Origin of the sequence: Sphingomonas sp. ABOLE (genome assembly GCF_003950455.1) — a bacterium.
GTDB classification, from domain to species: Bacteria; Pseudomonadota; Alphaproteobacteria; order Sphingomonadales; family Sphingomonadaceae; genus Sphingomonas; species Sphingomonas trueperi.
Window position 1 is genome coordinate 1 of sequence record NZ_QQWY01000034.1, and the last position, 12,022, is coordinate 12,022.

At 67.7% G+C, this 12,022-nt stretch carries 10 protein-coding genes and 1 pseudogene; 6 read left to right on the top strand and 5 right to left on the bottom strand.

Annotated elements, in window-relative coordinates; all coding sequences use genetic code 11:
* Positions 1 to 268 (bottom strand): annotated as a pseudogene (locus tag CA234_RS18060) (hypothetical protein); the annotation flags it as partial.
* A 199-nt stretch (positions 269 to 467) separates the two neighbouring features.
* Between CA234_RS18060 and CA234_RS18065 the strand changes: the two are divergent.
* The 5 genes from CA234_RS18065 to CA234_RS18085 all read left to right on the top strand — a co-directional run bounded on the left by CA234_RS18065 (position 468) and on the right by CA234_RS18085 (position 9,083).
* On the top strand, positions 468 to 1,796 hold the full coding sequence (locus CA234_RS18065) for an MFS transporter (RefSeq protein ID WP_125975289.1): 1,329 nt from the start codon (positions 468 to 470) through the stop codon (positions 1,794 to 1,796).
* Positions 1,797 to 1,885: 89 nt separating this feature from the next.
* Complete coding sequence (locus tag CA234_RS18070) at positions 1,886 to 2,605, top strand: GDSL-type esterase/lipase family protein (protein ID WP_125975291.1); 720 nt, start codon at positions 1,886 to 1,888, stop codon at positions 2,603 to 2,605.
* On the top strand, positions 2,602 to 4,554 hold the full coding sequence (locus CA234_RS18075) for a glycoside hydrolase family 97 protein (RefSeq protein WP_126002400.1): 1,953 nt from the start codon (positions 2,602 to 2,604) through the stop codon (positions 4,552 to 4,554). The genes CA234_RS18070 and CA234_RS18075 overlap by 4 nt, the downstream gene beginning before the upstream one ends.
* A gap of 160 nt (positions 4,555 to 4,714) precedes the next feature.
* The gene (locus CA234_RS18080; protein ID WP_126002401.1) at positions 4,715 to 6,568 is read left to right on the top strand and encodes an ABC transporter ATP-binding protein; all 1,854 of its coding nucleotides are present in this window, start codon (positions 4,715 to 4,717) and stop codon (positions 6,566 to 6,568) included.
* 118 nt (positions 6,569 to 6,686) lie between these two features.
* Positions 6,687 to 9,083: a TonB-dependent receptor gene (locus CA234_RS18085; protein WP_164521863.1), complete on the top strand. Its 2,397-nt coding sequence runs from the start codon at positions 6,687 to 6,689 to the stop codon at positions 9,081 to 9,083.
* 39 nt (positions 9,084 to 9,122) lie between these two features.
* Here CA234_RS18085 and CA234_RS18090 read toward each other — a convergent pair whose 3' ends face one another.
* The 4 genes from CA234_RS18090 to CA234_RS25010 all read right to left on the bottom strand — a co-directional run bounded on the left by CA234_RS18090 (position 9,123) and on the right by CA234_RS25010 (position 11,717).
* The gene (locus CA234_RS18090) at positions 9,123 to 9,590 is read right to left on the bottom strand and encodes a MarR family transcriptional regulator (protein ID WP_125975297.1); all 468 of its coding nucleotides are present in this window, start codon (positions 9,588 to 9,590) and stop codon (positions 9,123 to 9,125) included.
* 50 nt (positions 9,591 to 9,640) lie between these two features.
* On the bottom strand, positions 9,641 to 9,826 hold the full coding sequence (locus CA234_RS18095) for a hypothetical protein (RefSeq protein WP_125975299.1): 186 nt from the start codon (positions 9,824 to 9,826) through the stop codon (positions 9,641 to 9,643).
* A gap of 280 nt (positions 9,827 to 10,106) precedes the next feature.
* Complete coding sequence (locus CA234_RS18100) at positions 10,107 to 11,390, bottom strand: citrate synthase (RefSeq protein WP_125975301.1); 1,284 nt, start codon at positions 11,388 to 11,390, stop codon at positions 10,107 to 10,109.
* A gap of 27 nt (positions 11,391 to 11,417) precedes the next feature.
* A complete protein-coding gene (locus CA234_RS25010) occupies positions 11,418 to 11,717 on the bottom strand; it encodes a hypothetical protein (protein ID WP_241213571.1) in 300 nt (99 codons plus the stop codon).
* Here CA234_RS25010 and CA234_RS18105 point away from each other — a divergent pair.
* Positions 11,702 to 11,881, top strand: a complete 180-nt coding sequence (locus CA234_RS18105; RefSeq protein WP_126002402.1) for a hypothetical protein — start codon at positions 11,702 to 11,704, stop codon at positions 11,879 to 11,881. The genes CA234_RS25010 and CA234_RS18105 overlap by 16 nt on opposite strands.
* Positions 11,882 to 12,022 lie beyond the last annotated feature (141 nt).

The following is a 12,022-nucleotide window of genomic DNA, read 5'->3' on the forward strand; positions in this document are numbered from 1 at the left end:
GGGTCGGCTGCACCTGGGGCGGCGCGAGCGTCGGGCGGGGCGTCTGCACCGCCGGCGTCTGGCCCTGCGGTGCCCGCTGCGCGGGCGTCGCCGCGGGACGCGGTGCCTGCGTGCGCGCTGGCGCCTGGGCCTGGCTCACGGGCGTCGCCACCGGCTGCGCGATCGGGGTCGGGCTCGGCTTGGGCTTCGGAATCAGCCGGAACTGGGCCATCGCAGGAGAGGCGATCGCGCTTGCCAGCGCCAGTACGGCTACCCCCTTCGTCAGCACCAACTTCGTTCCCACCGGCTTCTTCGCTTCGTCCACGCGCAATACTCCACTCGCCGCGTCGTTGATCAACGCATCGGCCTATAGGCGATGCCCGCACGAACATGCGAGAAGGAAAACCCATCCCCCGCTCAGCTTGACTTTTGCCAACGTTGTCGGGAAGCGTCGCGCCCACACGCCACCAGGGCAGGAGAGGGATTGCTTGGCCACCGCACGTTCGACGCACACCACGCTGGCATTCGCCGCGGTAACAACGCTGTTCTTCGCCTGGGGGTTCATCACCGCGCTGGTGGACCCGCTCGTCGCGGCGGTGAAGGGCATCTTCACGCTCACCAATCTGCAGGCGCAGGCGAGCGCGTTTGCCTTCTTCTTCGCCTATTTCGTGGTCTCGCTGCCCGCCGCCGCGCTGGTCTCGCGCCTCAAGGCGGTGCCGTCGATCCTGCTGGCACTCTGCACCATGGCAGTCGCCTGCCTGATCATGCTGACCGCGGCGAACCTCGCCAATTACTGGCTGGTGCTGCTCGGCCTGTTCGTGCTGGCGAGCGGCATCACCGTGCTGCAGGTCGCCGCCAACCCGCTCGCGGCGGCGCTGGGTGACCCGAAGGGCAGCCATTTCCGGCTGGTGCTGAGCCAGACCTTCAATTCCTTCGGCACCTTCCTCGCCCCGCTGCTCGGCGCGCATCTGTTCCTCAAGGGCGTCGAGGTGAAGTCGGGCGCGGTGGTCGATCCGGCGGTCCGCGCCGAGGCGCTGGCCGGCATCGACACCGCCTATCTGTGGATCTGCGGGCTGATCCTCGCGCTCGCGCTGTTCTTCTTTCTCAGCCGCCGCGTCGTCGGCGATGCCGCGCCCAAGCCGGCTACCACATCGGGTCTGCTCGATGCCTTCTCCTCGCGCTGGGCAATGTTCGGCGCGCTCGGCATCTTCCTCTATGTCGGCGCCGAAGTGTCGATCGGCACCCAGATGGCGCTGTTCCTCAACGACAACAGCATCTGGGGCCAGTCCGACGCAGCCTTCGGGGTGCCGATCCTCGGTACGCTGATGGGCAGCGACGGCGTGCACGGCGTGTCGCTCCAGGAGGCCGGCAAGGCCGTCGCCTTCTATTGGGGCGGGGCGATGGTCGGCCGCGCGCTCGGTTCGCTGCTGCTCACCCGCGTCCGCGCGGACAAGCTGCTCGCGCTGTTCACCGTGATCGCGGCGGCGATGTGCCTCTATGTCGTCGCGGTCGGCGGCGTCACCGCAGGCTTCGTCGCGCTGTCGATCGGCCTGTTCAACTCGATCATGTTCCCCGTGATCTTCACGCTCACGCTCGAGCGTTCGGGCGCCAGCGAGGAGGCGACCTCGGGCCTGCTCTGCACCGCGATCGTCGGCGGCGCGCTGCTGCCGCTGCTGGTCGGCAAGGTGGCGGATCTGCACGGCTATGCGTTCGCGCTGATCGTGCCCGCGCTCTGCTACGTGGTGCTGTGCGGCTTCGCGATCGCCGCGGGCCGCGCCAAGCCGGTGCGCGCCGGCGGCGGTGCCTCGCTGCATTGATTGGCAGGGGCCGGGCGAGGGTTTGACGCTTCCGAAGCGTTGCGCCACGCTCGGCCCTAACGACCAACGTCTTCTCCAGGAGAATCGGGATGTCCCTCCGCCGCCGTTCGCTGCTCGCCGGCGCGCTTGCGCTGCCCCTCGTCGCCCGCGCGCAGACGCAGGAAACCTATCAGCAGCGCAAGGAACGCCTGTTGCACGAGGATTTCCCCGAACTCAGCCGCTATGCCGCCGACAATGCCCGCATCCTGGCGGCAGGCGAGAAGGTGAACATCGTCTTTCTGGGCGATTCGATCACCGAGGGCTGGAAGAGCAAGCGGCCGGGCTTCTTCACCCCGGGCCGGGTCGGGCGCGGCATCAGCGGCCAGACCACGCCGCAGATGGTGCTGCGGATGATGGCCGACGTGGTCCACCTCAAGCCGCGCTTCGTCCACATCATGGCCGGCACCAACGACATCGCCGGCAATACCGGCCCGATGACCCGCGCGCAGAGCTATGACAATTTCCGCATGATGACCCAGATCGCCAAGGCGAACGGCATCGGCGTGATCCTCGCCTCGGTGCCGCCCGCCGATCATTTCCCCTGGCGCGAGGGGCTCGACGTGGTCGGCCCGATCCGCGAGATCAACGCCTGGCTGCAGGACTATGCCGAGGCCGAGCGGCTGACCTGGGTGGACTATACCCCGGTGCTCGGCGACGCGAAGGGCGCGATGAAGCCGGGCCTCGCCTATGACGGCGTCCATCCCACCGAAGCGGGCTATGACGCGATGGCGACGGTGATCGAGCCGATCCTGAAAGCCCGCCGCGCGTGAAGCGACTGCTCGGCACGGCGGCGCTGCTGGTCGCGGCTCCGGCCGCCGGGCAGACGCTGGAACTGGTCTCCCCGGACGGCGCCAACCGCGTGGTGGTGACGCTCGATCGGCAGGGCGTGCCCAACTATACGGTGCAGCGGCGCGGCGAGCTGGTCCTTGCGCCCGCGCCGATCGCGCTCGATCTCGACCGCGACATGCTCGGCTGGGGCATGGCGGTCACCGGCAGCGAGGCGAGCAGCGCCGATACGCGCTACAAGATCGTCCTCGGCAAGGCCGCCGAGGGGCGCGATCGCTACAACCAGCGCATCGTCCACCTGCAGGAGCGCGGCGGCGCCAAGCGTCGGATGGACATCATCCTGCGCGCCTATGACGACGGCATCGCCTTCCGTATGCTGGTGCCGGTGCAGCCGGCGACCGCCGCGGCGGTGGTGCGCTACGAGCGTACCGGCTTCTATTTCCCGCAGCCCTGGAAATGCTGGGGCTTCAATGTCGGCCGGTTCGGATCGAGCCACGAAGGCGAGTTCGATCCCGTCGACACCACCCGGCTGCGCGACCACAATCTGTTCGACGTGCCTTTCGTCTGCGAAACGGGGAAGGGCGCCTTCGCGATCGCCGAGGCCGACCTGATCGACTTCGCCGCGATGTATCTCACGGGCCGCGGCGACGGCGGGCCTGGGCTGCAGGTGAAGCTGTCGCCCTCGCTCGACGACCCGCGCATCGCCGTGCACACCCGCATCGGCAGCCCGATCGTCACGCCGTGGCGCGTGGTGATGCTCGCCGACCGGCTCGGCACGCTCCAGGAGTCGACGCTGCTCACCAGCCTCTCCAGCCCGAGCCGGATCGAGGACACCAGCTGGATCCAGCCGGGCCTCACCAGCTGGGACTGGTGGAGCGGGCCCGTCATCGCGAAGCTTCCCGGCCAGCGCACCACGACGGCGGTGGCCAAGGCGTTCATCGATTTCGCTGCAGCCAACGGCATGCCCTACACGATGATCGACGAGGGCTGGTATGCTGGCGCGGGCGGCGGCGGGGTGCGGCGGCCCGGCGTCGATATCACCAAATGGGCCGATGCCATCAACCTCCAGGAAGTCGCCGACTATGCCCGCGCGAAGAAGGTGCGGCTGTGGCTCTGGGCGCACTGGCAGGCGCTCGACGAGCAGATGGAGGATGCGCTCGCGCTCTACGAGAAGCTCGGCGTCGCCGGCATCAAGATCGACTTCATGGAACGCGACGACCAGTGGATGGTCAACTGGTACCAGAAGCTGCTGGGGGCGGCTGCTCGCCACCATCTGATGGTCGACCTGCACGGTGCCTTCGCACCGCGCGGGCTCACCCGCACCTGGCCCAACTTCGTCACCCAGGAAGGCGTGATGGGCGCCGAGTACAACAAGTGGAGCACGCGGGCGACCGCGGGCAACGACGTGATGCTCGCCTATACGCGCGGGCTGCTCGGGCCGATGGACTATACGCCGGGCGGCTTCCGCAACGTGGCGCCCGCCGATTTCCGCATGCGCGGCGACCTGCCGATGGTGCAGTCGACGCGGGCGCACGGGCTGGCGATGTATGTCGTCTTTCTCTCGCCGCTGCAGGCGGTGGCGGATAGCCCGGACACTTATGCCGCCAGCCCCGCCGGCTTCGACTTCCTTCGCCAGGTGCCGACCAGCTGGGACGAGACGCGCTTCCTCGCCGGGGAGACGGGGGCCTACATCGTGCTGGCGCGGCGCAAGGGAAAGATCTGGTATCTCGGCGCGATGAACGACGAGAAGGCGCGGACCGTCTCCGTGCCGCTCGATTTCCTTGGGCCACGCGGCGCCGAAGCGCGGATCTGGAGCGACGGGGCTGCCCCCGACGCGGTGCAGGTGGAGACCAGGCACGTGTCGCGCGACGCGCCGCTGACGCTCACTCTCGCGGCGACGGGCGGGGCGGTGGCAGTGCTTCAGGAGCGCTGATTCGGGCAGTGACTGCCCAGATTTTGCCGCATTTCGTCGCCGCAATTTCTCCGCTCACCTGCAGTTGTCGCAAAGTTCACCCAGGGTTCATGGCCCGATGGGTCTTTTCGGTCGCATGATTGTTGCAATGCAGCGCCCGGAAACCCCGAAGGGGAACGACATGCCGTTTCTGAAGAGCCCGGCTCGGTTCCTGCTCCACTATGTCACGCGGCGGCCGCTGGCCTTTGCGCTGCTTGCGCTGCTCGTCGTGGGCGGCGCCTCCAGCGCGGTGGGCGTGCAGTACGCGATGAAGCTGCTGATCGATTCAATGACGGTCGCGGCGCCGTCGCACACGGCGGTGTACTTCGCGCTCGCGGCATTTGTCGGCCTGGTGGCGATCGAGAACGGGCTGGTCCGCGGTGCGGCGATGTTGTTGTGCAACATCACCGTGGCGAGCGGGGTGCGCATCCGGCTCGACATGTTCCACTATCTGACCGGCCATCATATCGGCTTCTTCCAGAACCAGCGCGGCGGCTCGCTGGGGCACCGCGTCGGCGCGCTGACCGGTTCGTTCCAGGCGCTCACCCACCGCATCCTGATGGAGATCACGCCCCCGCTGATCGCGTTCGGCGGCGCGCTGCTGATCTTCCTCGCGATCGACTGGCGCATGGCGGTGGCGATTACCGGCATCTTCGTGGCGGCGAGCACCGGCCTGGTCTTCCTCGGCATGCGCGGCGACAAATATCACAAGGCCTTTGCCCGCGCGGCCAGCGAGAGCGGCGGCGAGCTGGTCGACCTGGTCGGCAATATCGCCGCGATCAAGTCGTTCGGCGCCCGCCGCCGCGAGTCCGAGCGGCTCGCCGGCTTCTTCCAGACCGAGGCGGCGGCGCAGAAGCGCGGCTGGATGTTCGTCGAGCGGATCCGCGCGCTCCACGACGTCGCGCTGGTGATCCTCGTCGGCGGCGCGCTGGTCTGGGCGGTCGAGCGCTGGATCGGGGGCGGCATCACCGCGGGCGATGTCGTCGTCGTCAGCGCGATGACCTTCCGCATGCTCAACGGCTCGCGCGATCTCGCCATGGCGCTGATCGATACCAGCCAGCAGTTCAGCTATCTGCGCGAGACGCTGGAGATCGTCGGCGCGCCCCATGCGCTGGAAGACGCGCCCGACGCGGTGCCGCTCCAGGCTGAGAAGGGCGAAGTGCGGATCGAGGGCCTCACCTTCGGCCACCATCCCGGCCGCCCGGTGCTGCACGACCTTTCGCTGGAGGTGGCACCTGGCCAGAAGATCGGCATCGTCGGCCCCTCGGGCGCCGGCAAGTCGACGATCCTCCAGCTCGTCCAGCGCCTGCACGATCCGCAGGCGGGTCGAGTGCTGATCGACGGCCAGCCGATCGACCGGGTGACGCAGGACAGCCTGCACCAGGCTGTTGCCGTGGTGCCGCAGGAAGTGCTGCTGTTCCACCGCTCGATCCTCGAGAATATCCGCTTCGCCCGCCCCGACGCGACCGATGCCGAGGTCCGGGCGGCAGCCGAGGCGGCGCATTGCGCCGGCTTCATCGCGCTGCTGCCCAAGGGCTATGACACGATCGTCGGCGAGCGCGGCACCAACCTCTCGGGCGGCCAGCGCCAGCGGATCGGCATCGCCCGGGCCTTCCTCAGCAAGGCACCGATCGTGCTGCTCGACGAGGCGACGTCGGCACTGGACACGGGTTCGGAGATCGAGGTGCAGCAGGCGCTCGACGCGCTGATGGCGCATCGGACCGTGCTCGCGGTCGCGCACCGCCTGTCGACCGTGGTCGGCTTCGACCGCGTCATCGTGGTCGAGCAGGGGCGGATCGTCGAGGACGGCGCGCCGCTGTCGCTGCTGCGCGCGGGCGGGGCCTTCCAGCGGCTGTGGGCGCTGCAGGCCGAGGGGCTCGACGCGCCGATCGAGCGCCGCGAATTCCCGCGCTTCGTCGCCGGTACCGCGCTGCGGATGTTCGGGCTCTCGCCGCGCCCGCCGCTGCGGCTGGTCGAGCGGCAGGCGGCCGGATGATCTCCGATGGTTGCAAACTTGGTACGTTGCATAACTGTTATTGACTGAAACAATCTGTCATGCGACCTTTGCCTTGCATCGGGACGTGTAACGATCCCGAGCCAGGGGAGAGGTACGCATGGCAGGTTTTTCGACGCGCATTCGCGTGCGCATCACGTGCGGCTTGGCGGCATTGGCCGCCGCAGGGGCGGGCGGCGTACCTGCCGCCTGGGCACAGACCGAACAGCCCAAGGCTTCGGTAAGCGACCCGGTCGCCCAGGAGATCGTGGTCACCGCGCGGCGTCGCGCCGAGAGCCTGCAGGACACGCCCGTCGCGATCACCGCGCTCGGCGCCGAGACGCTCGCCGCGCGGCAGATCCAGCAGACCCAGGATCTCGAGCGCGTTACCCCCAGCCTCCAGTTCAAGCCCGCCGGGCAGCTTTCGGGCAACAGCGCCTCGGCGGTAGTGTTCATCCGCGGCGTCGGGCAGGTCGACCCTACCGCGGCGGTCGATCCCGGCGTCGGCATCTATCTCGACGAAGTCTATCTCGGCCGTGCGGTGGGCGGCGCGATCGACTTCGGCGACATCGACGGGGTCGAGGTGCTGCGCGGGCCGCAGGGCACGCTGTTCGGCCGCAACACGATCGGCGGCGCGATCCTCGTGCGCACCAAGCAGCCCGAACTCGGCGTATGGGGCGGCCGCGCCCGCGCCCGGGTGGGCGAGTACAACCTCCGCGAAGGCTTTGCCGCGCTCAACATCCCGCTGGCCAGCACGCTCGCCGCGCGCGTCTCCGGTGGGTATCGCAAGCGCGACGGCTATGTGATCCGCGCGGTCGACGGGCTCGATCTCGGCAACGAGGACGGCTATTCGTTCAACGGCGCGCTCAAATGGCAGCCCTCGTCCGATTTCGACCTGTACCTCCGCGGCGACTATTCGAAGCGGAAGGAGCATGGCGCGCCGTTCGTCTTCGCCGGGATCAACGAGCAGGCGCCGGTCGCGGCGATCGCCAGCGTCGGGGCAGGATGCCCAGGGGCGACCATTCCCTATGCACCGCTCACTGCCGGCGACCCGCGCTTCGGGGCGCCCAACGTGCCGATGATCGCCGACCCGCGCTGCGCCAACGACCTCCAGGCCAAGGGCCCGTTCGTCAACGGCGGCACCGCGCCGGTGCTGAGCAATTCGGAGGTCTGGGGCTTCGGCGCTACCGCCAATATCCGCCTGTCGCAGGTGGCTGCGGTGAAGCTGATCTCGGCCTATCGCAACACCAGCTCGCGCGGCATCCGCGACGGCGACAACACGCCGCTGACCCTGATCACCACCGATGTCGGCGCCGAATCCGGTCAGTTCAGCCAGGAAGTCCAGCTCCAGCTCGACTGGGGCAAGGTCAGCGCGATCCTCGGCGGCTATTATTTCAACGAAGTCACCGACGAGCGGGCGACGGTGTTCCTGGCCTATCCGCCATCCCCCCCGGTGATCCGCTCGATCCTGGCGGGCGGCCCCGGTTCGCGCGATCTCCAGGTCTCGCGGCTCAAGACGGACTCGCTGGCCGGCTTCGGCGAGATCAGCGTGAAGCCGGCGGCGGGCCTCGAGCTCACCGGCGGCCTGCGCTACACCACCGATCGCAAGACCTTCCTCGGCACGGTGTTCAACCTGTTCCCGTCGAGCCAGCCCGACCCCAATCCTCTGCCGACCAAGGCCGTGCCGGAGGGCGGGCCGCTGTTCCTCTACCACCGGCCCTTCGCCAAGTCCTTCTCGGCGCTCACTGGATCGGCGAGCGTGCAATATCGCTGGAACAACGCGATCAGCACCTATGCTTCCTATGCGCGCAGCTTCAAGTCGGGCGGGTTCAACACGCGCTACAATGCCGCGCCCGCCGGCAATGTGCCGGTGCCGTTCGACGAGGAGGACGTCACCAGCTATGAGGTCGGCATCAAGACCAATATCGGCCGGCTGCGCTTCAACCTCGCCGCGTTCCAGGCCGATTACGACAATATCCAGCTGATCTTCCGCCAGGGCGTGGTGCCGCTGCTGTTCAACGCCGGCAAGGCGCGGATCCGCGGCGTCGAGGCCGAGGCCAATTTGCGCACCGCCTTCGGGCTCAACATCGACGGCGGCGTCAGCGTGCTCGACGACAAGATCCGCAGCATCACCCCGGTGCCGGGCGCGACCGCGACGGTGACGCCCAACGACGACCTGCCGCTCACCCCCTCGCTCCAGGCCAATCTCGCGCTCGGCTACGACATCGCGCTGGGCAACGGCATGACGCTCACTCCGCGGGTCGACGGCAGCTACACCTCCAAGATCACCTTCATCACCGGCAGCATCCCGCTGATCGAGGAGAACGGCTATTTCGTCGGCAACGGATCGGTGACGCTGAAGTTCAACGATCGCTACGAGGTCAGCGCTGGGGTGAACAACCTCCTCGATTCCCGCTACCTCATCCAGGGCAACGCCTCGCTCGCGACGCTCGGCTATGCCGAGCGGATGTATGCCCGCCCGCGCAACTGGTATCTGCAGCTCTCGGGTCGCTTCTGAGAGGCAGCCGGCGCGCTTCGGCGTGCCGGCTGCACTCCGTTAAGCGTCGCCATTCTCGTCGCCGTCGCCCGCCGGGCTGCGGCGCTCGATCCGGCCGAGCAGGTCGAGCAGCAGCGCGCGCTCGGCCATGCTCAGCTCGTCGAGCATCCGGTTCTCATGCGCCTCGATCCGCGCCATCGCATCCGCCAGCGCGGCGATGCCGGCCTTGGTGACGGTCAGCGAGAAGGCGCGGCGATCGCTCACGTCCACCACGCGATCGATCAGCCCCTTTTCGACGAGATCGTTGATCAGCGCGACCATGTTGGCGCGCTTGATACCCAGCATGCGGCCGGCCGCGCCCTGGTTGATCCCAGGATTGGCCTGCACGATGGCGAGAACCGCCAGCGGCACCTGGCGAAGCCCGGTGCCCTCCATCGCTGCGGTAAAATCCGCAGAAAAGGCGCTTAGCGCCCGCCGTAAATGATAGCCCACCAACGGCGCCAGCGCGCCCAGCATTTCCCCTGACATGGCAAGGGGAAAGCCATGTTTCGCGCGCGGGGTCAATTGGCTGTCGCCGTTCAGAACTCGACAAGGCCGAGGGCGAAGCTGCTTCGATACTGGATCGCGCCGCGCTGATCCGCCGCCAGGGCCATGCCCGGATACACCGGGTCGCCCGGCCCAAGCTTCGCATAGCTGCCCGACCGCAGCGTGTAGAGCGGCGCGCCCGCCAGTCGGTAGCGGCAAATCGGATCCTCGCGTAGCATGGCCGCGCCTTGGGGCAGGCGTCGTATCGAGGGGGACAGCTTGTCCTCCGTCACCTCGACGAAGCGCGGACGGGCGAGCCAGGCGTCGCCGCCGTCCTGCAGCTGGGTGCCGTAGCTGATCTGCGCGGCCAGCAGCGCGGCACGGTGCCGGTGACGACGATATCGTCTTCCGGAGCAGTTGCTGGGCGCGTCGACGCGCCCAAAAGAAAAACGGCGCCCCGCGAAGTGCGGAACGCCGTTTTCTTCAAGCCTGACCCGAGGCGAACCCCGGGAACTGCGCTCAGCGCTGGCTGACGGGCACGTAGTCGCGCTGCGTCGGGCCGGTGTAGAGCTGGCGCGGACGGCCGATCTTCTGCTCGGGGTCCGAGATCATCTCGTTCCACTGTGCCACCCAGCCGACGGTGCGGGCCAGGGCGAACAGCGCGGTGAACATCGTAGTCGGGAAGCCGATCGCCGACAGGATCACGCCCGAATAGAAGTCGACGTTCGGGAACAGCTTCTTCTCGACGAAATAGTCGTCCTTGAGCGCCATTTCCTCGAGCTGCAGCGCGACCTCGAACACGGGGTCGGAAACGTTGAGCGCGGCGAACACTTCGCGGACGGTCTTCTGCATGACCGTAGCGCGCGGATCGTAGTTCTTGTACACGCGGTGGCCGAAGCCCATCAGGCGGAACGGATCGTTCTTGTCCTTCGCGCGGGCGATGAACTCGGGGATGCGCTCCGGACGGCCGATCTCGTGCAGCATATTGAGCGCGGCTTCGTTCGCGCCGCCATGCGCCGGGCCCCACAGGCAGGCGATGCCGGCCGCGATGCAGGCGAACGGATTGGCGCCCGACGAACCGGCGAGGCGCACGGTCGAGGTCGAGGCGTTCTGCTCGTGATCGGCGTGGAGGATGAAGATGCGGTCGAGCGCCTTCTCCACCACCGGGTTCACTTCATACTCCTCGGCCGGAACGCCGAAGGTCATGCGCAGGAAGTTGCCGGTGTAGCTCAGGTCGTTCTTCGGATAGAGGAACGGCTGGCCGACGCTGTACTTGTACGCCATCGCCGCGATCGTCGGCATCTTGGCGATCAGGCGGTGCGACGCGATCATGCGCTGCGTCGGATCGGTGATGTCGGTCGAGTCGTGGTAGAAGGCCGACAGCGCGCCGACGACGCCGCACATCACCGCCATCGGGTGCGCGTCGCGACGGAAGCCGCGATAGAAGGTCGCCAGCTGCTCGTGCAGCATGGTGTGGCGGGTGATCGTGTTTTCGAACTTGGTCAGTTCGTCCTGCGTCGGCAGCTCGCCGTTGAGCAGCAGGTACGAGACTTCCATGAAGCTCGAATTCTCGGCCAGCTGGCCGATTGGATAGCCGCGGTGGAGCAGCACGCCCTGGTCGCCATCGATGAAGGTCAGGCCCGACTCGCAGCTCGCGGTCGAGGTGAAACCCGGATCGTAGGTGAAGGCGCCGGTCTGCGCATAGAGCTTGCGGATATCGACGACGTCCGGGCCGGTGCTGCCCTTGAGGACGGGATATTCGACGTCTTTCCCCGCAACGTGCAGTTTGGCGGTATCGCTCATGTAGTCGTCCTTTCCTTCGACCCGTTTTCACGCGGGCGTACGCATCTGATCTGCGAAGCGGGGGAGGGTCCCCTCGGTTCCAGGCGTCGCCTGGGCGCCCTGGATAGCCGGAGAAGGTCGGCGGCCGGTTAACGCCGCACGTTGCGGCTGCGCCCTGTCGCCGGGCTTCCCGCCCGCTTCGTCCGCGACGGTGCGTACCGCCGCTTCGAGCGCCTCCGTATCCCACGTTACCAATCCGTCAAGCGCGGGATGCAACCGAGGAGCGCGGGGGCGCGGTTCGCCCTCTAGCAGAGCGCCTGCCGCTTCGTCCAATGTACGTGGGCGCATGCGAAAAAGAAGGGCTGGAGGGCGCGCGCCACACGTTGGAAAATCCGAACGAAACCCCGATGTACGCGTATGCTGCGGTGCAAATTATCGACGCCGAGTCGGTGTTGGCCGGCGCCAATATCCTCGCCTTGTGCGCGACGCGATGCCGGACATTCGTCGGTTAGCGCAAGAAAACCGCAGCGGTTCTCTTCTTATGTCGATTTGTGCCCATCCGGTGGATTGCTGCAGAGGTCCTGCGCGGCGCCGGGATTTGGCTGCGCGGTGCGCTGCTTTCTTCTGTTGCGCGGCTGTGCGCATGCCCGCAG

Bases quoted from the DNA above. Each gene is read 5' to 3' on its own strand.
- CA234_RS18090 (WP_125975297.1), bottom strand. From the start codon at position 9,590: ATGTCAGGGGAAATGCTGGGCGCGCTGGCGCCGTTGGTGGGCTATCAT.
- CA234_RS18080 (WP_126002401.1), top strand. From the start codon at position 4,715: ATGCCGTTTCTGAAGAGCCCGGCTCGGTTCCTGCTCCACTATGTCACG.
- CA234_RS25010 (WP_241213571.1), bottom strand. From the start codon at position 11,717: ATGCGCCCACGTACATTGGACGAAGCGGCAGGCGCTCTGCTAGAGGGC.
- CA234_RS18100 (WP_125975301.1), bottom strand. From the start codon at position 11,390: ATGAGCGATACCGCCAAACTGCACGTTGCGGGGAAAGACGTCGAATAT.
- CA234_RS18105 (WP_126002402.1), top strand. From the start codon at position 11,702: ATGTACGTGGGCGCATGCGAAAAAGAAGGGCTGGAGGGCGCGCGCCAC.
- CA234_RS18085 (WP_164521863.1), top strand. From the start codon at position 6,687: ATGGCAGGTTTTTCGACGCGCATTCGCGTGCGCATCACGTGCGGCTTG.
- CA234_RS18095 (WP_125975299.1), bottom strand. From the start codon at position 9,826: ATGCTACGCGAGGATCCGATTTGCCGCTACCGACTGGCGGGCGCGCCG.
- CA234_RS18070 (WP_125975291.1), top strand. From the start codon at position 1,886: ATGTCCCTCCGCCGCCGTTCGCTGCTCGCCGGCGCGCTTGCGCTGCCC.